Source organism: bacterium (assembly GCA_031082185.1).
GTDB lineage: Bacteria > Sysuimicrobiota > Sysuimicrobiia > Sysuimicrobiales > Humicultoraceae > VGFA01.
The window spans coordinates 252,962-271,001 of record JAVHLI010000002.1; the positions used below are offsets into that span (position 1 = coordinate 252,962).

Below are 18,040 nucleotides of genomic sequence, written 5' to 3' on the forward strand. Positions count from 1 at the left end.
GCGTAGGCTTGCACAGAAAGGGTGCGTGGAGGCTCCGGATGGCGAAGCAACGTGCGGAACGCTGGTTGCCGCTCGGTGAGGCCGCATCGCGCCTGGGAGTGGATGAAGCGACCCTGCGGCACTGGGCCGACACCGGCAGGATAAAGACCTTCCGGACTCCCGGCGGGCACAGGCGGTTCCAGGAGGGTGACCTGCACGCCCTGATCCACCGTGAGGTCCCCCGCGTGGAGGATCTGGGGCACCTTCTGGAGCGCCGCTGTGCGAAGCTGCTGGCCCGGAATCCGGCGCAGGTGCTCGCGGCGCGACCTTGGTTCTCCGGGCTCGACGAGCCGCTGCGGGCGCGGGCGCGCGAACACGGCCGGCAACTGTTCGGCGGGATGATCCGGTTCGTCAACGATTCCCGATCCCGGAAGGCGATCCGCCGACAGCTTGAGGAAGCGGGCCGCGACTACGGCCGTGAGCTCCGCAGGGCAGGCCTGGGCGCGGTCGAGGCCGCTGAAGCCTTCGGCTTCTTCCGCCATCTTGTGCTCGAGATGGTCACCAAGCCGAGGGGACGCGGTGGGATGCTGGACGAGGAGCAGGTCCGAACGCTGCTCGAGGTGAGCGATCTCCTGGACGCGGTATTCCTGTCCGTGCTGCGGGCATGGGATGAGATCCGGGAGGGTGTCCTCCAGTGAAGCTACGGCTCGGCACGCGCGGCAGCGCGCTCGCGACGGCGCAGACCGCCCTTGTGGCCGCGGCTCTGGAAGGCAGGGGCCTGAGTTGTGAGATGGTCACTATCCGAACGCAGGGGGACCAGCACCCCGACCGGCCCGCGGTGTCGCTGGGCGTGGGGGCGTTCGTGCGCGAGATCGAGGCCGCGCTGCTCTCAGGGAGAGTTGACATCGCCGTTCACAGCGCCAAGGACCTCCCCGGCGAATCCACGCCCGGCCTGATGCTGACGGCGTTCATGCCGCGCGAGGATCCCAGGGATGCGCTGGTGACGAGGGACGGAATCGGGCTGCGCGCCCTTGCCCCTGGCAGCGTTGTGGGCACCGGCAGTCCGCGGCGCCGGGCGTTCCTGCTCGCCGCATACCCGTCTCTGTTGGTGCGCGAACTCAGGGGCAACGTGGACACACGTATCCGGAAGCTCGAGGCGGGCGAGGTGGACGCCCTGGTGATAGCTGCGGCGGGTCTGGAGCGGCTCGGCCTTGGCCATCGCGCCGCGGAGCGGCTGGATCCCGCGGTGATGCTCCCGGCGGTCGGCCAGGGTGCGGTGGTGATCCAGTGCTGTTCCGGCCAGGATTGGCTCTGCGAGCGGCTCTCTGCAATGGATCACCCCCCGACCCGGGCCGCAGTGGAGGCGGAGCGGGCCTTCCTGGCTGCCCTGGGTGGAGGATGCCAGCGCCCGATCGCAGCACTGGCCACCACCGATGGGACACGCCTCTGGCTCCAGGGTGCCGTACTGGGTCCTTCTGGAGAGCGCATCGTCCGGGATCAAGCCGAGGGCGACACCTCGGCGCCCGCGGAACTGGGCAGGCAACTGGCGGCCAGGCTCCTGGACCGGGGAGCGGGCGAGCTCCTAGCGGAGGCGGTCCGGTGAGCGCGGAATGGCTGCCGCTGGAGGGGCGGCGCATCCTGGTCACTCGACCGCGCCGCCAGAGCCGGCAGATGTGCGAGCGGCTGAGCCGGCTGGGAGCGCAGCCGGTGGCGGTTCCAACGATCACCATAGCCGGACCGCGTCCGGGCGGATCGCTGGACGCTTCTCTGCGGGTGATTGACCGGTACGACTGGGTTGTGATCACCAGCGCGAACGGTGCGCGCGCGGTCCTCGCTCGGGCCCGGGCTCTGGAAGTCAACCTCGCCGGCGGAACCCGCCCGCGCTGGGCGGCGATAGGGCCGGCCACCGCCGCGGTCCTTCAGGAGGCCGGGGTTCGGGTCGCCCTGATGCCGCCGCGGTTCCTTACCGGTGCAGTCGCCGAGGCGCTGGATGACATCTCCGGCCTGAGAATCCTGCTGCCCCGCACGGACGCGGCCGGCCCTGCGCTGGGCGAGGCGCTGATCGCGCGGGGCGCGACCGTTGAAGAGGTGACGGCCTACAGAACGGTGCTGGCACCGGAGGGGTCCCGCATCGAAGTGCGCCGGCTCATCGGATCGCGGGCCGTGGACACCGTGCTCTTCACGAGTGCTTCGACCGTCCACGGCTTGGTTAGGTTGCTGGGAGAGGAGCGCGACGGCCTCCGGGCAATGGTGATAGGATGCATCGGACCGGTCACGGCGGCAGCGGTCGTAGCTGAGGGGTTCGAGGCGACCGTCGTCGCCTCGGAGCACACCACGGATGGGTTGATCGCCGCCCTGGTCGCCCACGGCGGCGGGCGGCCCGCCGGGACCAAAGGAGACAGCGATGTCAGAGATCACGCCCCGCACTGATCTGCGGGCGCGTCCACGCCGGCTGCGGGCCGGGGACGCACTCCGCCGGCTCGTCCGGGAGGTTCGCCTGCATCCGGAGATGCTCGTTGCGCCGCTGTTCGTCCGTCCGGGCCGCCGCGTCAGGGAGCCGATCTCCTCCCTGCCGGGCCAGATGCGGCTCTCTCCCGACGAGCTCGTCCGCGAGGTGGACGGCCTGGCGGACCTCGGCATCCAAGCCGTGCTGCTGTTCGGCGTTCCCGACGCGAAGGATACGGAAGGCAGCGGCGCCTACGCCGACGACGGCATCGTCCAGGAGGCGGTGCGCCTGCTCCGCGGGGGGAACCGCGCGCTCGTAATCATGACCGACGTCTGTCTGTGCGCCTACACAGATCACGGTCACTGCGGGATCGTCGCCGGAGAGCACGTGGACAACGATGTCACCCTCGGCCTGCTGGCCCGCACCGCGGCCTCGCACGCCGCATCCGGCGCAGACGTGGTCGCGCCCAGCGCCATGATGGACGGCCAAGTCGTCGCCATCCGGGAGGCGCTCGATGCTTCCGGCTTCAGCCAGGTTGGCGTGATGGCCTACGCCGCCAAGTATGCCTCGGCTTTCTACGGCCCGTTCCGCGAGGCGGCAGGGTCGTCCCCGCAGTTCGGCGACCGCCGGACCTACCAGATGGATCCGGCCAACGTGCGCGAGGCCCTGCGCGAGGTCGCGCTGGACGCCGAGCAGGGCGCCGACATCATCATGATCAAGCCCGCCCACGCCTACCTGGACGTGATACGCGCCGCCCGGGAATCGGTGGCACTCCCGATCGCGGCCTACCACGTCAGTGGCGAGTACGCGATGCTCAAGGCGGCGGCGCAGCTTGGGTGGATCGAGGAGCGCCGCGCGACGCTCGAGGTGCTGACCGCCATTCGACGCGCAGGGGCCGACATCATCATCACCTATGCCGCCGCCGACGCCGCGCGCTGGTTGGCGGAGGGTACCGGGGGTTGAACGATCCGATGATCCTATCGGCGATCGGGCTCAGCCACAAAACCGCGCCCGTCGAGATCCGCGAGCGCATGGCCTTCGCCGAGTCGGATCTTCCTGCGGTCCTCGACACGCTGCGCGGACGGGGGGGGATCCGCGAGTGCATGCTGCTTTCCACCTGCAACCGCACCGAGGTGTACCTGATCACGCCCGGCGCACCCCCGATGGCCGAGGTGGCCGAGCTGCTCGCCGCCTCCCGCAGAGTGCCCACCGAAGCGTTCGCTCCTTCGCTTTACCAGTACTGCGGGATGCCGGCCGCCCAGCACGTGATGCGGGTGGCCTCCGGCCTGGACTCGATGATGCTGGGCGAGCAGCAGATACTCGGGCAGGTGAAGCGCGCCTTTGACCTGGCGTGTCTGAGCCGGAGCACCGGACCGGTGCTCAACCGGCTGATGGCGCTCTCCATCACCACAGGGCGCCGCGTGCGCCGCGAGACCGGCGTCTCCCGAAGCGCGCCCTCGGTTCCCCGGGCCGCGCTGTCCCTTGCCAAGCGCGCGTTGGGATCGCTGAACGGGCGGGCCGCGCTCGTGGTAGGAGCAGGAGAGGCTGCCGGACTGGTGGTGAAACTCCTCGTAGCGGCCGGAGCCCGAGTAGTGGCCGTGGCCAACCGCACCCTGGAAGCGGCCCGCGGGCTGGCCGCTCTTGCCGGAGCCGAGGCGGTCCCCCTTGAGGCGATCGCGGCGGCAGGACGGGGTGTTGATCTCATGGTGGTCTGCGTGGGAGCCAATGCGCCGCTCGTGTCGCCGGATATGATCGGCGGCGACCGGGATAGGCCCCTACTGGTGATTGACCTGGGCATTCCCCGCGGCGTGGATGCCGCGGTGGCCGCGCTACCGGGCGTCGCGCTTCACGTGCTTGACCAACTCCCCGTCGAACCCACCTCCGGAGGGGTTCCTCCCGAGGAACTGGCCCGGGCCGAGGAGATCGTTGAAGCAGCCCTGGCGGGATTCAAGGAATGGATGGCCTCCCGCATGGCGGTGCCGCTGATCACCGCGCTGCGCAACCGGGCGGACCGCGTCGTGGAGGGCGAGCTTGCACGCGCGCGCGCGCGCCTGCAGGGACTGGACGAAGCGCAGTACGCGGCGGTCCGCGTGGTCGCAGAGGCCGTGGCGCGCAAGCTGCTCCAGACGCCGATCGTGCGGCTGCGCAGGTCGGCCGCCTGCCAAGACACGCGCGCCCTGGAGCTGGCCGGCGAGCTGTTTGACCTGCCAGAGGACCCAGAAGGGTCCGGAGAGGCGTGAGGCACAGGATGGACAATTTTGCAGCCGCGGGTCCGCGGGCCGCAGCCCTCTTCAAGGAAGCAGAAGGCCTCTTCCCTGGAGGCGTGAACAGCCCTGTGCGGGCCTTCCGCGCGGTCGGCGGCGACCCGCTCGTGGTGAGCTCCGCTCGCGGCGCGCGCCTGACCGATCTCGACGGCCGCGAGTTCCTGGACTACATCGGATCGTGGGGAGCGCTGATCCTGGGACACGCCGACCCGGACGTTGTTGCGGCCATCCAGCAGCGGGCCGCGGAGGGGACCAGTTACGGCATGCCCACTCCCGGCGAGGTCGGGCTGGCCCGGCTGGTCCGCGCCGCGGTGCCGACCATGGAGCGGATGCGCTTCGTCAGCTCCGGCACCGAGGCCTCGATGAGCGCGATCCGCGCGGCCCGTGGGTTCACCGTAAGGGACAAGATCGTCAAGTTCGCCGGCTGCTACCACGGCCACGCCGACCCCCTGCTCGCGCAGGCGGGTTCTGGGATAGCCACCTTCGGGCTGCCCAGCAGCGCCGGAGTGCCGGTAGCCGCGGTCGCCGACACGCTGGTGGCCCAGTACAACGACCTGGACTCCGTACGGGCGCTCTTTGCGGCCAACCCAGGGGCGATCGCCGCGGTCATAGTCGAGCCTGTGGCGGCCAACATGGGCGTCGTGCCACCGGTGGCAGGATTCCTGGACGGGCTGCGCGCCATCACCTCAGGCGAGGGCGCGCTGCTGATCTTCGATGAGGTCATTACCGGCTTCCGTCTCGGATGGGGAGGCGCGCAGGCACGGTACGGCATCGCGCCCGATCTGACCTGCCTGGGCAAGATCATCGGCGGGGGAATGCCTGTTGGCGCCTACGGCGGGCGGCGCGAGGTGATCGAAACCGTGGCGCCGCTGGGCCCGGTGTATCAAGCAGGAACCCTCTCCGGGAATCCACTGGCGATGGCGGCCGGGACAGCGACGCTGCAGCGCCTTGCCGACCCCTCCTTCTACGCACGGCTTGACGCCCTCACCGCCCGCCTCGCCCAGGGGCTCACCGAAGCAGCGGCCGAGGCCGGAGTCTTGGCATCGGTCACGCGCGCGGCCTCGATGCTGACGGTGTTCTTCACCAAAGACCCGCCCCGCGACTACGCGACCGCCCTGTCTGCGGATGTAACCCGGTTCGCGCGGTTCTTCCGAGGGATGCTCTCCCGGGGCGTGCTGCTCCCGCCCTCGCAGTTTGAGGCCTGGTTCGTGTCGGCTTCGCACAACGAGGAAGACATCGCGCACACGGTCGCGGCGGCGCGGGCCGCCTTCGCGGAAGCAACCACATGATGCCGCCCCCACGCGTCCGGTCCGGGGGAATCGCGCCGTCTTACGAGGCGGTGCGGGCGGCGCAATCCGGATACGAGTACGCCAGGGCGCCCATGCTGGTCTACTGGGAACTCACCCGGGCCTGCGACCTTGCCTGTCGCCACTGCCGGGCGGAAGCAGTGGTGAACCGCGACCCGGACGAGCTGAGCACGGATGAGGCCAGGGCGCTGCTGCATCAGGTGCCGGCTTTCGGCAATCCGCTGCCGCACATGGTGTTCACCGGCGGCGATCCCCTCAAGCGGGCCGATCTGTACGAACTGCTCGAGGAGGCCGGACGCCTGGGAATCGGTGTCTCGCTGGCGCCCAGCGGCACAACCCTCCTGACCCGGGGGGCCGTCCGCCGGTTGCTCGGCTGCGGCGTCCAGAGCATGTCGCTGAGCCTCGACGGCTCCACCTCGGATCGCCACGACGCGTTCCGTGGCGTGCCGGGTTGCTTCGATATGACCATGCAGGCCGCGGGGTGGGTGGCCGAGGCAGAGATCCCGCTCCAAGTTAACACCCTTGTAACCGAGGAGACCGCGGGCGATCTGCCGGCGATCTACGATCTGCTGACCTCTATGCGCGTCGAACGGTGGAGTCTCTTCTTCCTGATCTCGGTGGGGCGCGGGACCGCGCTGCGCGAGATAGCGGCCGGGGACGCAGAGCGGCTGATGGAGTGGCTCTACGGACTAAGCGAGCAGGCCCCTTTCGCGATCAAGACCACGGAGGCGCCTCAGTTCCGGCGCGTGGCGCTGGCGCGGATGCACGCCGCCGGGCTGGACGGCGCCGGGGTGCACAACAGCAGCGTCGGGCGGGGGTTCGGCATTCGTGACGGCAACGGCATCCTGTTCATCTCAAGGACCGGCGATGTGGCGCCCTCAGGATTCCTCCCGCTGGCTGCCGGGAACGTAAGGACCGCCTCCCTGGTCGAGCTCTACCGCGCGAGCCCCCTCTTCACCGCGCTGCGCGACACCTCGCGGCTGCGGGGCCGGTGTGGCCGCTGCGAGTTCAGGGCGATCTGCGGGGGATCGAGGGCGCGGGCCTTCGCGCACACCGGTGACATCCTGGCGGAAGACCCATTGTGCCCCTACGAGCCCGCATGAACGATCGGTTTCTGCGCGCCTGCCGCCGCGAGCCCACCGATTGCACCCCGGTGTGGTTCATGCGCCAGGCCGGTCGCTACCAGAGGGAATACCGGGCGTTGCGGGCACGCCACTCCATGCTCGAGTTGTGCCGCACGCCGGAGCTGTGCGCCCAGGTAACGCTGCTGCCGGTGGAACAGCTGGGCGTGGACGCGGCGATCCTGTTCGCGGACATCATGCTTCCCCTGATCGGCCTGGGCGTACCGTTCGACATCGTCGAGGGCACGGGACCGGTAATCGGCACGCCGATCCGCACGGACGCGCAGGTGGGCGCGCTGCGCCCCCTGGAACCGGAACGCGACCTGCCATTCGTACTGGAGGCAATTCGCCTCATACGGGGGGAGGTCCGCGTCCCGCTGATCGGATTCGCCGGCGCGCCGTTCACCGTGGCCAGCTACCTGATCGAGGGCCGCGGCTCACGCGACCTGCCGCACACCAAGGCGATGCTGTACGGTTCGCCGGCGCTCTGGCACCGGCTTATGCACCGTCTGACAGACGCGACGATCGAGTACCTGCGGGCCCAGGTGGCCGCAGGCGTACAGGCCTTGCAGCTCTTTGACTCATGGGTGGGCGCGCTGGCGCCGCGCGACTACGAGGCCGCGGTGTTGCCTCACATGCAGCGGCTGTTCGGTGCGCTGGCCGCGCTGGAGGTGCCGGTAATCCACTTCGGCACCGGCACCGCAGGCCTACTGCCCCAGATGGCGCGGGCCGGGGGCGACGTCATAGGCGTGGACTGGCGCATCCGCCTGTCCGACGCGTGGGCGCGGATCGGTGGCGCCGGAATTCAGGGGAATCTGGACCCGGCAACGCTCCTGGCGCCGTTTGAGGTGGCGGCTGGGGCCGCGCACGACATCCTGAGCGAGTCGGCCGCGCGGCCCGGCCACATCTTCAACCTGGGACACGGTGTCCTGCCGCAAACGCCGCCGGACCATTTGAGGCGACTCGTCGAGCTGGTACACGAGCACTCCCAGGTCGCACCCGTGCGCCCATGACAGGGGTCCTGCTGATGGCCTACGGCAGCCCTTCCGGACCCGAGGACCTGGAGGTCTTCTACACCAGCGTCCGGGGAGGCAGGCCGCCGTTGCCCGAGATGCTGCGCGGGTTGGGGGAGCGCTACCGCGCGATCGGCGGGCGCTCTCCGCTGCCGGAGATCACGCGGCGGCAGGCCGCCGCGCTGCAGGCCTGCCTCGACGTTGACGCGCCCGGGCGGTTCCGCGTCTATGCCGGAATGCGGCACTCCCCACCGTTCATCGCGGAGGCCGTAGCCGCCATGGCTGATGACGGGATCACAGCGGGCGTGGGACTGGCCTTGGTGCCGCACTACTCGCGCCTGGGCGTCGGTGCCTACATCGCGGCGGCCGAGGCGGCGCGTGAGAGCACGCCGGCGCTGTCGCTGCGCTACGTGGAGAGGTGGGGCAATCATCCGCGCTTCCTGGACGCGGTGGCGAGCCGTCTGGGGGACGCGCTGACAACCCTTTCGCAGGAGGAGCGGGGGACTGCTCGTGTGGTCTTCACCGCCCACAGCCTGCCCAAACAGGCACTCGCCGATGGGGATCCTTACACCGAAGAGCTGCACCGCACCTGCCAGGGGGTCGCCGACCGGTCCGGCGTCCGGGAGTGGATCCTAGCCTACCAGAGCGCCGGCCGCACCGCTGGTCCCTGGTTAGAACCAAACGTCCACGAGGTGATTCTTGGGTTTGCGGGAAGCGGGGCGCAGGCCGTGGTAGTCTGCCCGGTGGGCTTCATCTCCGACCACCTGGAGGTCCTCTACGACATTGACATCGAGTGCCGGGCTCTGGCCGCGTCCGCAGGCCTGCGCATGGTACGCGCGGCATCGCTCAACGACTGCCCGCTCCTGATTGAGGCGCTGGCCGACCTGGCAAGAGAAGCCGCTGCATCCTTCTCGATGGAGCAACCGGTCCAGTGAGCGCGCACGTCGCGATCGTCGGAGGCGGAATCACCGGCCTGGCAGCGGCCCACGCGCTGGCGTCCGACCGCAGGGCGCGCGACCTGGGAATCAGGTGCACGCTCGTTGAGCAGGAGCCTCGTCTGGGCGGCAAGCTGCTGACCGAGCGGATCGGCGACTGCCTGGTTGAGGCCGGACCGGACTCGTTCCTCGCCACCAAGCCCTGGGCGGCCAACCTCTGCCGGGCGCTGGGACTGGGCGACCGCCTGATCGGTACCCTGCCGGGCCAGCCGGTCTACGTCGCCTTCCGTGGGAAGCTGCACCCGTTCCCAGAGGGCCTGGCTCTGGGCGTGCCGTCGCGCATTGGGCCAATGGTGCGCACGCGCCTGCTCTCCCCCCTTGATAAGCTCCGCGCAGGCCTCGACCTGGTGCTCCCCCGCAGGCGGGAGGCCGAGGACGAGACCATGGGAGCCTTCATCCGGCGGCGGCTGGGCGACGCGGTGGTGGCCCGCCTGGCCGGCCCGATGCTGGCAGGCATCTATGCCGGCGACGCGTATGCGTTGAGCCTGCGGGCAACGTTCCCGCAACTCCTCGAGTGGGAGGCCAGCCACCGCAGCCTGGTGCTGGCGGCGATGGCGCGGAGGAAGCAGATGGCGGCGGCCGCTTCCGGCAGTCCCAGCCCCATGTTCCTGAGTCTGACAGGCGGTGTAGGCGAGCTCGTCGAGGCCCTGGTTGGGGCGCTGGGCGGCCCCCGGGGTAACGACAACACGAGGTTGATAACCGGAAGGTCCATAGTACGCCTGGTGCCGGTGGTCGAGCGCGGGCGCACATCCTACGCGCTCCACCTCGACGACGGCGAAACCATCATCGCCGACGGGGTGGTGCTGACGGCGCCTGCCTTCGCCAGCGCCGCCCTGCTGGGGCCTGTGGCGCCCCGGGTGGCCTCCCTGCTGGGAGCAATCCCATACGTGTCCACCGCAGCGATAACACTGGCCTTCCGACGCCAGGAGGTGCACCATCCGCTTGTGGGACACGGCTTCGTGGTCGCCCGTGACGAGCCGATGGAGATAACCGCCTGCACCTGGGTGTCGTCCAAGTGGCCGCACCGGGCGCCGCCCGACCTGGTGCTGCTGCGGTGCTACCTCGGTGCCGCCGGCCGTGAGGCCGTCCTCCGGGAGGACGACGGCCGTCTGGTGTCGCTGGTGCGCCGGGATCTCCGCAGGACGCTGGGCATAAACGCCGATCCGGTCTTCGCCACGGTGGCGCGCTGGCCGAACTCGATGCCACAGTACCTCAGCGGGCACCTCGATCGGCTCGAGGCGATCGGCACGGAGCTGCGGGCCTATCCCAACCTGGCCCTCGCGGGCGCCGGCTATGGGGGCACCGGCATCCCTGACTGCATCCGCCAGGGCACGGAGGCCGTGGACGGGATCCTGGCCTCGCTGACCACCTGACCGGCCCTGTTCATTCCCCTGCCTGAAATGCATCGGGGATGTGCTCGATCCCGAAGACGTGGCCATCGCGTCCGAGCCGTACGGCGATCACATCAAACCGCGTCGCGCACCCGCCCAGCCCGTGGGCCAGCAGGTACGCCGACGCGAGCCTCGCGAGGCGGCGCTGCTTGGTAGCGGCGACGGCCTCGCCGGGGTGCCCGAACCGCGCGCCCGTGCGGCTCTTCACCTCGACGAAGACCACAACGGTCCCGGACCGCACCACCAGGTCTATCTCGCCGTATCGGGTGCGCACGTTGCGGGCCAGAAGTTGGTATCCCTGCTGTGCAAGCCAAGCCGCGGCAGCGTCCTCGCCGGCCGCGCCAAGGGCGCAGGAGTGTGAAGGCACCATCCTGCCGTTGTTATCGGCCGGGCAGGGAAGGAATGCCGGGGGGCAAGAAGGCCCGGCGGTGCGCCGGGGTGGGGCCCCACCGCCGCAGCGCAGCCAGGTGCTGTGGGGTCGCGTAGCCCTTGTGCCTGGCAAACCCGTAGCGCGGCTCGTGGAGATCGAGCTCAACCATCAGGCGGTCCCGGGTGACCTTGGCGACCACCGAAGCGGCGGCGATCGAAGCGCAGTGCTGATCACCCTTCACCAGCGTCACCTGGGGTACGGACAGGGGGGCCCGCACGTTCCCATCCACCAGGACCAGCGCCGGCACCTGCCCGAGCGCCGCAACCGCCCGGCCCCATGCCAGCTTGGTCGCACCCAGTATGTTCAGCCGGTCGATCTCCATCACATCCGCGATGCCGATGCCTACCAGCGCACCCGAGGCCTGGATTGCGTCGAACACCGCTTCACGCATCCGAGGCGTCAGTTGCTTGGAGTCACGCAAGTTGGGAATCGGTCGTTCGCAGGGGAAGATGACGGCGGATGCAACCACGGGGCCTGCGAGCGGCCCGCGGCCCGCCTCGTCCAAACCGGCCACCGGCGAGATACCCTGCGCCCAGGCCTCGCGCTCTCTGGTGAAGAGCGCTAAGGGCCGGGTCACCGCACGAGGCCTATCCTTTCGGGCGGCCAGTAGACCACCATCGCCCGCCCCACCACGTTCTTGATCGGAACAAACCCGAAGAACCGGCTGTCCTCGCTGTTGCACCGGTTGTCTCCCAGCACGAACAGCTTGTCGGGCGGCACTACCTCAGGGCCGTAGCTGCTGGAGCAGGCCCTGTCGCCCCCGGGCAGCACAGTCGGGTATAGCTCTCCCAGCGGCCGGCCATTGATCAGCACCAGCCCCTCCTTCAGCTCGATGCGCTCCCCGGGCAGGCCCACGACACGCTTGACGAAATCCTTGTTGGGGTTGAGCGGATACCGGAAGACAATGGTATCCCCGCGGCGGATCTCCCACAGCCGGTAGGCGAACTTGCCAACAAGGATGCGGTCGCCGACGCGCAGGGTGGGCTCCATGGAGCCCGAGGGGATGAAGAAGGCCTGGACGACGAAAATGATGATGACGAGGCTGATCAACGCCGCGAAGATCGTGGCGTCCAGCGTCTCCACGATCGAGAGGCGCACCGCCGGCGGGATTCGGTATATGCGGCGGACGATCTGGCGCAGCACGAACAGCCCCAGCGCCAGGGAAATGATCAGCGTGGGTATGCCAAATGGGATGCGCTCGGCAAGGACCAGGAGGTCGCGGCTCATGTTGCTGGGACCGGGACTAGCGCCGTTCCTTGATGCGCGTCTCCTTGCCGACCTTTCCCCTGAGGAAGTACAGCTTGGCGCGCCGCACCTTGCCGCGGCGGACCACGTCAATCTTCTCTACCCGCGGTGAGTGCACGGGGAAGACGCGCTCCACGCCGATCCCGTGGCTGATGCGCCGCACGGTGAACATCTCGTTCACGCCCGCGCCCCGTCGCGAGATCACGGTGCCCTCAAATGCCTGCACTCGCTCGCGCCCGCCCTCTGTGACGCGGATGTGGACACGCACGGTATCGCCGGGAGTGAAGGCTGTGACCTTCTTCTTCACCTGACCGGCCTCCACCATCTTAAGCTTATTCATTACTTTCGCCTCCCTGTCGGCCGACGCATCCTGCGGCGCCGCAGTCACGACTGATGATTGTAGCACAGCCCGCCCTAGGCGTCATCGTCGCGCAGCAGCGCGCGGTCTTCATCGCCTAGAGCGTCCCAGCAAATCAGGTCCGGCCGCCGGGCCAGTGTGCGCCGCAGTTGCTCGCGGCGGCGCCACCGCCGGATCGCCTCGTGGTGCCCGCTCAGCAGCACTTCGGGCACTCGAAGCCCGCGGAAATCGGCCGGACGCGTGTAGTGCGGGTGGTCGAGCATCCCGCCGGCGAACGACTCCGCCACGACCGACGCGGCGTCGCCCACAACCCCGGGAATCAACCGTACCGCGGCATCCACGATGACCATCGCGGCAAGCTCGCCGCCGGTCAGCACGTAGTCGCCGATCGAGAACTCCTCGGCGCCGAGGCCCTCCACCACCCGTTCGTCCACTCCCTCGTACCTGCCGCACAGCACGATCAGGCGCCTCTCGCGGGAGAGATCCTCCGCGGCACGCTGATCGAAGCGGCGGCCCTGTGGGGAAGTCAGCAGGACGCGCGGGCGCGGGCCCTCGGGAGGCGTCAGTGCCTCCACCGCCGCGAAGAACGGCTCGGGCTTCATAACCATGCCCGGACCGCCTCCGTACGCCAGGTCGTCCACCTGCCGGTGGCGGTCGGACGTGAAATCACGCAGGTCCACGACCGAGATCTCCACCAGCCCCCGCGCGCGAGCCCGGCCGAGGATCGAGACCTCCAGCGGAGCCAGTGCCTCCGGGAAGATCGTCACGATGTCAATGCGCACGGTCCGGCTCCTCCAGACCCGGCAGGAGGGCAACGACCATTTCGCCCGAGGCGGGATCAATTCGACGCACTACCTCCCGCGTGGCCGGCAGCAGGATCTCTCCTGCCTCACCCCGGACCACGTAGACGTCGTTGGCCGGCGCCCGTATTACCTCGGCAACGGTGCCCAGCATCCGCCCCTCCTCGGTCCGCACGCGCAGACCGACGATCTCGAACACGTAGAAGGCGCCTTCCTCCAGAGGCACCACGGCGTCGCGGGGGACCGCGATCTCCGCACCGCGCAGTCCTTCGGCCGCCTCCAGGTCGCCGATCCCGTGGATGGTAAGCAGCAGGCCTTCCTTGAACGGCCGTCTACCGGTTATCTCGGCTACCTCCACGCGGCCGGCCCGGATCAGGTAGACCTCTCTGAGACGTTCAAACCGCTGTGGGAAGTCCGTCTCCAGGCGCACCCTTACCTCGCCGCGCAGCCCGTGCGGCCGGACCACTCGTCCCACCGTGACAAGGTCGGCAGGGACCGGGCGCCCGCGGCTAGATTTCGCGGATCTCGATGACAATCCCATCCTTGATGATGACCTCGGCTCGCGCCAGTCGCGTGAAGAAGTTGTCGCCGACGTTGAGCTCAACCATGCTTTCCAGGGTGCCCTGGGAGAACTCGGACTGGAGCTCGAGCGCCTCGGCCTCCCTTATGCGCGCTGCCAGCTCCATGCGCGCGGCTTCCTGCCTGGACCGCTCCACCTCGAGCTGCTGGCGGATCGCCCGCGATTGCGGGGAAGCCTGCCGCTCCAGCTCGGAGCGGCGGATCTGGGTATCAATCTGCGTGACCATGGCGTCGAGGCGCCGGACGGTATCCTCGAGCTCGCTCAGGTACTGCTTTTTGAACGTCTCCGTGACTATGGCCTTCACAACTACCGGTCGAACCACGGTTATCCCCATGCCGGCCTCCGTCATCCCAGACTGGACTGCTGCTCGATCTCCACTATCACGCGCCGGCCATCGGGCAGGGCCGCGGCCCTAACCATGGTGCGAATCGCGCCCACGATGCGCCCGCGGCGGCCTATCACTTGACCCAGATCCCCTGCGGCCACTCGGATTCCGATGATCACCAAGCGGTCACGCTCGGTTGCCTTCACGCCGACCGCCCCGGGATCGTCCACCAGCCCCCGGACCAGATACTCGACTAACGCCCGCAGATCAGCTCCCGGCATGGCGTTTCAGACCGGGCCTTACGCGCCGCCGGAGCGACCGGCTTCCCAGCGAGGGAGGATGCCGGTCTTCACCAGCAGCACGCGGGCCGCGTCCGAGGGCCGGGCGCCCCGGTCGAGCCAGGAGCGCGCCTTCGTCTCGTCAATCTGGATCGTTGAGGGCTCGGTCCTGGGGTTATAGTGGCCGAGCGCCTCCAGGTACCTGCCGCCCCTCGGGACCTTTGAGTCGGCCACCACCACGCGGTATGACGGCTGGTGCTTGGCTCCTATTCGCATGAGTCGGATCTTCACGGCCATCGGTCTGCCTCCTTGGGTATGCGTACCGTCCTAGAACGGATGCCGCCTGCTGCCCCGGCCGTGCTCGTCCGTGTGCCGCACGAGCCGGCGCACCTGCTCGAACTGCTTCAACAACCGATTGACGTCCTGCACGGATACCCCGCTCCCCCGCGCGATGCGGCGGCGGCGGCTACCGTCAATGACCGCCGGCGTGTCGCGCTCCTGCGGTGTCATGGACTGGATCACGGCCTCGACCCGGCTCAGTTGCCCTTCGTCCACGGACGCACCCGCCTCACGGATGCGGGCGAAGCCGGGGACCATCTCGAGCAGTTGGTCCAGCGGCCCCATCTGGCGAACCTGGCGCAGTTGTTCCAGGAAGTCGGCAAAGGTGAACTGATGCCGCCGCAGCTTTCGCTCAAGCTCGGCCGCTGCCTCCGCCGAGACGGTCGCTTCCGCGCGCTCGATCAGCGTCAGCATGTCGCCCATCCCAAGGATGCGGGAGGCCATGCGGTCCGGGTGAAACCGCTCCAGCGCATCGGGCCGCTCTCCCACCCCCACGAACAGGATCGGCCTGCCGACCGTGGCCACGACCGAAAGCGCCGCGCCCCCGCGGGCGTCGCCGTCCATCTTGGTGAGCACCACGCCGTCCAGCGGTATCCGCGCGCCGAACTGCTCTGCCATCCGAACCGCGTCCTGCCCTGCCATCGCGTCCAGAACCAGCAGGGTCTCGTGCGGCGCCAGAGCCGAGTGCATCGCGGCAAGCTCGGCCATCAGGTCGTCGTCCACGTGCAGCCGGCCTGCCGAGTCCACAATCACCACGTCGTGCCCGTCCGCAACGGCCGCCGCCACCGCGGCACGCGCCACGCCGATCGGATCCGTCTCCCCGTGGCGGGCAAACACGGGTACTCCCACCTGATCTCCCACGATCTCGAGCTGCCGGATCGCGGCGGGCCGCTTCAGGTCCGTGGCCACCAACAGGGGTGCGCGGCCCCGGCGCCGCAGATAGCCGGCCAACTTCCCGGCGGTCGTGGTCTTGCCTACGCCGTGTAGACCGATCAGCAGGATGATCGTGGGAGGCGGTGCCGCCACGAGCAGCTCGCGCGCCGTTCCTCCCAGGAGCCGGATCAGCTCCTGGTGCACGATCTTGACCACCTGCTGGCCGGGGCTTAGGTGTTTCCACACCTCCTGCCCAACCGCCGCCGCGCGGACGCCCTCGACGAAGTCACGGGCTACGCGGAAGTTCACGTCGGCCTCCAGCAGGGCCATGCGCACCTCGCGCAACACCGCGTCAACGTCCTCGGGGCTCAACACCCCGCGGCCGGCGAGCCTGCGGACGATCTCCCCCAATCTGGACTGCAGCGCCTCAAACACCGACGATCACCTTTGCGTTCGTATCGTGCCCGCGCCGGGCCTCGTAGACGCGATATCCCTCGGCAGCGCTCACCTCGCGGGCATCGCCGAAACGCCCGGCCACTATTCCTGCCAGCGTTCGAGCGCCCTGTCCCGTGCGCGCGACCATGTAGAACCGGCCTCCAGGCCTCAGCACCCGCCATGCTCCTTCAATGAACTCCACCACCACCCGGCGCCCGGCCCGTATGGGCGGATTGGTGAGCACCAGGTCAACGGAACCGTCCCTGAACGGGGCGGCCCCGTCGCCCACCAGCACGCAGACGTTGGTCAGCCCGTGCGCGGCGGCGTTGGCGTGCGCCATATGCGCGGCGCGCCGGTTGAGATCCACCAGCCACGCGCGGCCGCGCGTCGCAAGCCCGGCCGCCACCAGGCCGATCGCCCCGTAGCCGCATCCCAGGTCCAGGATGCGATCGCCGCGGCGGACCTCCATCGTCTCTATCAGCAGGCGCGTCCCGGCGTCGAAGCGGCGGTGCGCGAAGACACCTGAGACCGACTGAAAGGCCCAGGCCCGGCCCCGCAGCTCCACCCGTTGCTCCCGCGTCCTCGGCGCTGAACGCGGCGAGGGCGTGGAGTAGTGATCCTCCCGCGCCGCGAGTCCCAACGCGCCCTCCAACCGTTCCATCGCCGCCAGCGCCCTGCGCAGGCCGTCGTGCACGGCCTGCCGCGTCACGCGCGTCTGTGCGGCGATCTCGCCCAGCGAAAGGTCGTCCTGGTAGTAGCGGCGCAGGAGGTGCTGCTGCTGCGCGGTCAGCAGCGCCCCGTATGCGTCGAACATCCGGTTGGCCCGGTCGCGGTCGGCGAGCGTGCGCTCCATGTGGCTCGACCTGTCAAGGCAAACCCCTTGACAGCACCATCACAATAGCGCACGGACTGGGCGCCGTCAAGAACGGAGGTGCCTAGATGTAGAGGGACCTACTCCGCGAGCAGCGCGGCAACAAACGCGGCGGGATCGAACGGCACAAGATCCTCCAGACCCTCCCCGATGCCGACGAAGGCGATCGGAATCCCCAGATCCCGCGTCACTGCCGCGGCAATCCCGCCCTTCGCCGTCCCGTCGAGCTTGGCGAGAACGACGCCGGTCAGGCCAACCGCCTCGTGGAAGCGGCGCGCCTGGGCTAGGCCGTTCTGGCCCGTGCCCGCGTCCAGGACCAGCAGGCGCTCCACCGGCGAACCGGGCAGCGCGCGTGCCAGCACCCGGTCCATCTTCTTGAGCTCTTCCATGAGGTTGACCTTGGTGTGCAGCCGGCCGGCGGTGTCCACGATCAGCACGTCCGCTCCCCTCGCCTGCGCCGCCTGCGCGGCATCAAAGACAACGGCGGCCGGGTCTGATCCTGTCTGATGCCGAACAACCGGGACACCCACCCGCTCTCCCCACAGCTCGAGCTGCTCAATCGCCGCGGCACGGAACGTGTCGGCCGCGGCCAGCATGACCCGGCGGTCCTCCTGGCGCATCCTGAAGGCGAGCTTGCCGATCGTCGTGGTCTTGCCCGAACCGTTTACGCCCAGAACCAACACCACCGCAGGAGCCGGATCGAGACGCAGCAGACCCGGCGCGCCCAACAGCTCGCGCAGGATCGTCCCAAGCGCGGCGCGAACCGCCTCGGCCGTGCGGGCCCCAGGGTCGCGGCGCAGCCGCTCCACGATCTCGGCACTAAGCCCGGCGCCCACGTCGGAGGCAATGAGAACCTCCTCCAAGCCGGCGAAGAACGCGTCGTCAGGGGGTGCCAACAGCAGGGCATCGAGACGTGAGGAGATCGCCTCTCGCGTGCGCCCGAGCGAGGTGCGCAGCCGGGCAAACCAGCCGGGGGATCCGGACGACACG

At 69.4% G+C, this 18,040-nt stretch carries 22 protein-coding genes; 10 read left to right on the top strand and 12 right to left on the bottom strand.

Features of this window, described 5'->3' with window-relative positions:
- Positions 1-38 precede the first annotated feature (38 nt).
- The 10 genes from RDU83_03585 to hemG are packed head-to-tail and all read left to right on the top strand — an operon-like array spanning position 39 to position 10,498.
- Entirely contained in the window at positions 39-677 is a 639-nt protein-coding gene (locus tag RDU83_03585; GenBank protein ID MDQ7840094.1) for a helix-turn-helix domain-containing protein, read from the top strand.
- Complete coding sequence (hemC, locus tag RDU83_03590) at positions 674-1,582, top strand: hydroxymethylbilane synthase (GenBank protein MDQ7840095.1); 909 nt, start codon at positions 674-676, stop codon at positions 1,580-1,582. The genes RDU83_03585 and hemC overlap by 4 nt, the downstream gene beginning before the upstream one ends.
- Positions 1,579-2,409, top strand: coding sequence for a uroporphyrinogen-III synthase (locus RDU83_03595; protein MDQ7840096.1), 831 nt, complete (start codon positions 1,579-1,581; stop codon positions 2,407-2,409). The genes hemC and RDU83_03595 overlap by 4 nt, the downstream gene beginning before the upstream one ends.
- Positions 2,384-3,388, top strand: a complete 1,005-nt coding sequence (gene hemB, locus RDU83_03600; GenBank protein MDQ7840097.1) for a porphobilinogen synthase — start codon at positions 2,384-2,386, stop codon at positions 3,386-3,388. Before RDU83_03595 ends, hemB begins: the two co-directional genes overlap by 26 nt.
- Entirely contained in the window at positions 3,385-4,665 is a 1,281-nt protein-coding gene (gene hemA / locus RDU83_03605) for a glutamyl-tRNA reductase (protein MDQ7840098.1), read from the top strand. The genes hemB and hemA overlap by 4 nt, the downstream gene beginning before the upstream one ends.
- Before the next feature lie 8 nt (positions 4,666-4,673).
- Complete coding sequence (gene hemL / locus RDU83_03610) at positions 4,674-5,978, top strand: glutamate-1-semialdehyde 2,1-aminomutase (GenBank protein MDQ7840099.1); 1,305 nt, start codon at positions 4,674-4,676, stop codon at positions 5,976-5,978.
- Positions 5,975-7,099 carry a TIGR04053 family radical SAM/SPASM domain-containing protein gene (locus tag RDU83_03615; protein MDQ7840100.1) on the top strand — a complete coding sequence of 375 codons (1,125 nt, stop codon included), beginning with the start codon at positions 5,975-5,977 and terminating at the stop codon, positions 7,097-7,099. Before hemL ends, RDU83_03615 begins: the two co-directional genes overlap by 4 nt.
- Positions 7,096-8,130, top strand: a complete 1,035-nt coding sequence (gene hemE, locus RDU83_03620) for a uroporphyrinogen decarboxylase (protein MDQ7840101.1) — start codon at positions 7,096-7,098, stop codon at positions 8,128-8,130. The genes RDU83_03615 and hemE overlap by 4 nt, the downstream gene beginning before the upstream one ends.
- Positions 8,127-9,065, top strand: a complete 939-nt coding sequence (gene hemH, locus RDU83_03625) for a ferrochelatase (protein ID MDQ7840102.1) — start codon at positions 8,127-8,129, stop codon at positions 9,063-9,065. The genes hemE and hemH overlap by 4 nt, the downstream gene beginning before the upstream one ends.
- The gene (hemG, locus tag RDU83_03630) at positions 9,062-10,498 is read left to right on the top strand and encodes a protoporphyrinogen oxidase (GenBank protein ID MDQ7840103.1); all 1,437 of its coding nucleotides are present in this window, start codon (positions 9,062-9,064) and stop codon (positions 10,496-10,498) included. The genes hemH and hemG overlap by 4 nt, the downstream gene beginning before the upstream one ends.
- Positions 10,499-10,508: 10 nt before the next feature.
- Here hemG and RDU83_03635 read toward each other — a convergent pair whose 3' ends face one another.
- The 12 genes from RDU83_03635 to ftsY all read right to left on the bottom strand — a co-directional run bounded on the left by RDU83_03635 (position 10,509) and on the right by ftsY (position 18,039).
- Complete coding sequence (locus RDU83_03635; protein MDQ7840104.1) at positions 10,509-10,886, bottom strand: YraN family protein; 378 nt, start codon at positions 10,884-10,886, stop codon at positions 10,509-10,511.
- A gap of 10 nt (positions 10,887-10,896) precedes the next feature.
- Positions 10,897-11,523 (bottom strand): ribonuclease HII, encoded by a 627-nt coding sequence (locus tag RDU83_03640; GenBank protein ID MDQ7840105.1) that lies wholly within the window; start codon positions 11,521-11,523, stop codon positions 10,897-10,899.
- Positions 11,520-12,173: a signal peptidase I gene (gene lepB, locus RDU83_03645; GenBank protein ID MDQ7840106.1), complete on the bottom strand. Its 654-nt coding sequence runs from the start codon at positions 12,171-12,173 to the stop codon at positions 11,520-11,522. Before lepB ends, RDU83_03640 begins: the two co-directional genes overlap by 4 nt.
- Positions 12,174-12,189: 16 nt before the next feature.
- Entirely contained in the window at positions 12,190-12,531 is a 342-nt protein-coding gene (gene rplS / locus RDU83_03650) for a 50S ribosomal protein L19 (protein MDQ7840107.1), read from the bottom strand.
- 74 nt (positions 12,532-12,605) lie between these two features.
- Entirely contained in the window at positions 12,606-13,331 is a 726-nt protein-coding gene (trmD, locus tag RDU83_03655; GenBank protein ID MDQ7840108.1) for a tRNA (guanosine(37)-N1)-methyltransferase TrmD, read from the bottom strand.
- Positions 13,321-13,890 carry a ribosome maturation factor RimM gene (gene rimM, locus RDU83_03660; GenBank protein ID MDQ7840109.1) on the bottom strand — a complete coding sequence of 190 codons (570 nt, stop codon included), beginning with the start codon at positions 13,888-13,890 and terminating at the stop codon, positions 13,321-13,323. Before rimM ends, trmD begins: the two co-directional genes overlap by 11 nt.
- Positions 13,859-14,263 carry a YlqD family protein gene (locus tag RDU83_03665; protein MDQ7840110.1) on the bottom strand — a complete coding sequence of 135 codons (405 nt, stop codon included), beginning with the start codon at positions 14,261-14,263 and terminating at the stop codon, positions 13,859-13,861. The genes rimM and RDU83_03665 overlap by 32 nt, the downstream gene beginning before the upstream one ends.
- Before the next feature lie 11 nt (positions 14,264-14,274).
- The gene (locus RDU83_03670; GenBank protein ID MDQ7840111.1) at positions 14,275-14,535 is read right to left on the bottom strand and encodes a KH domain-containing protein; all 261 of its coding nucleotides are present in this window, start codon (positions 14,533-14,535) and stop codon (positions 14,275-14,277) included.
- 18 nt (positions 14,536-14,553) lie between these two features.
- Positions 14,554-14,829 (bottom strand): 30S ribosomal protein S16, encoded by a 276-nt coding sequence (rpsP, locus tag RDU83_03675; GenBank protein MDQ7840112.1) that lies wholly within the window; start codon positions 14,827-14,829, stop codon positions 14,554-14,556.
- 30 nt (positions 14,830-14,859) lie between these two features.
- Entirely contained in the window at positions 14,860-16,179 is a 1,320-nt protein-coding gene (gene ffh / locus RDU83_03680) for a signal recognition particle protein (GenBank protein MDQ7840113.1), read from the bottom strand.
- On the bottom strand, positions 16,172-17,032 hold the full coding sequence (locus tag RDU83_03685; protein MDQ7840114.1) for a methyltransferase: 861 nt from the start codon (positions 17,030-17,032) through the stop codon (positions 16,172-16,174). Before RDU83_03685 ends, ffh begins: the two co-directional genes overlap by 8 nt.
- 98 nt (positions 17,033-17,130) lie before the next feature.
- Positions 17,131-18,039, bottom strand: coding sequence for a signal recognition particle-docking protein FtsY (gene ftsY, locus RDU83_03690; GenBank protein MDQ7840115.1), 909 nt, complete (start codon positions 18,037-18,039; stop codon positions 17,131-17,133).
- Position 18,040 lies beyond the last annotated feature (1 nt).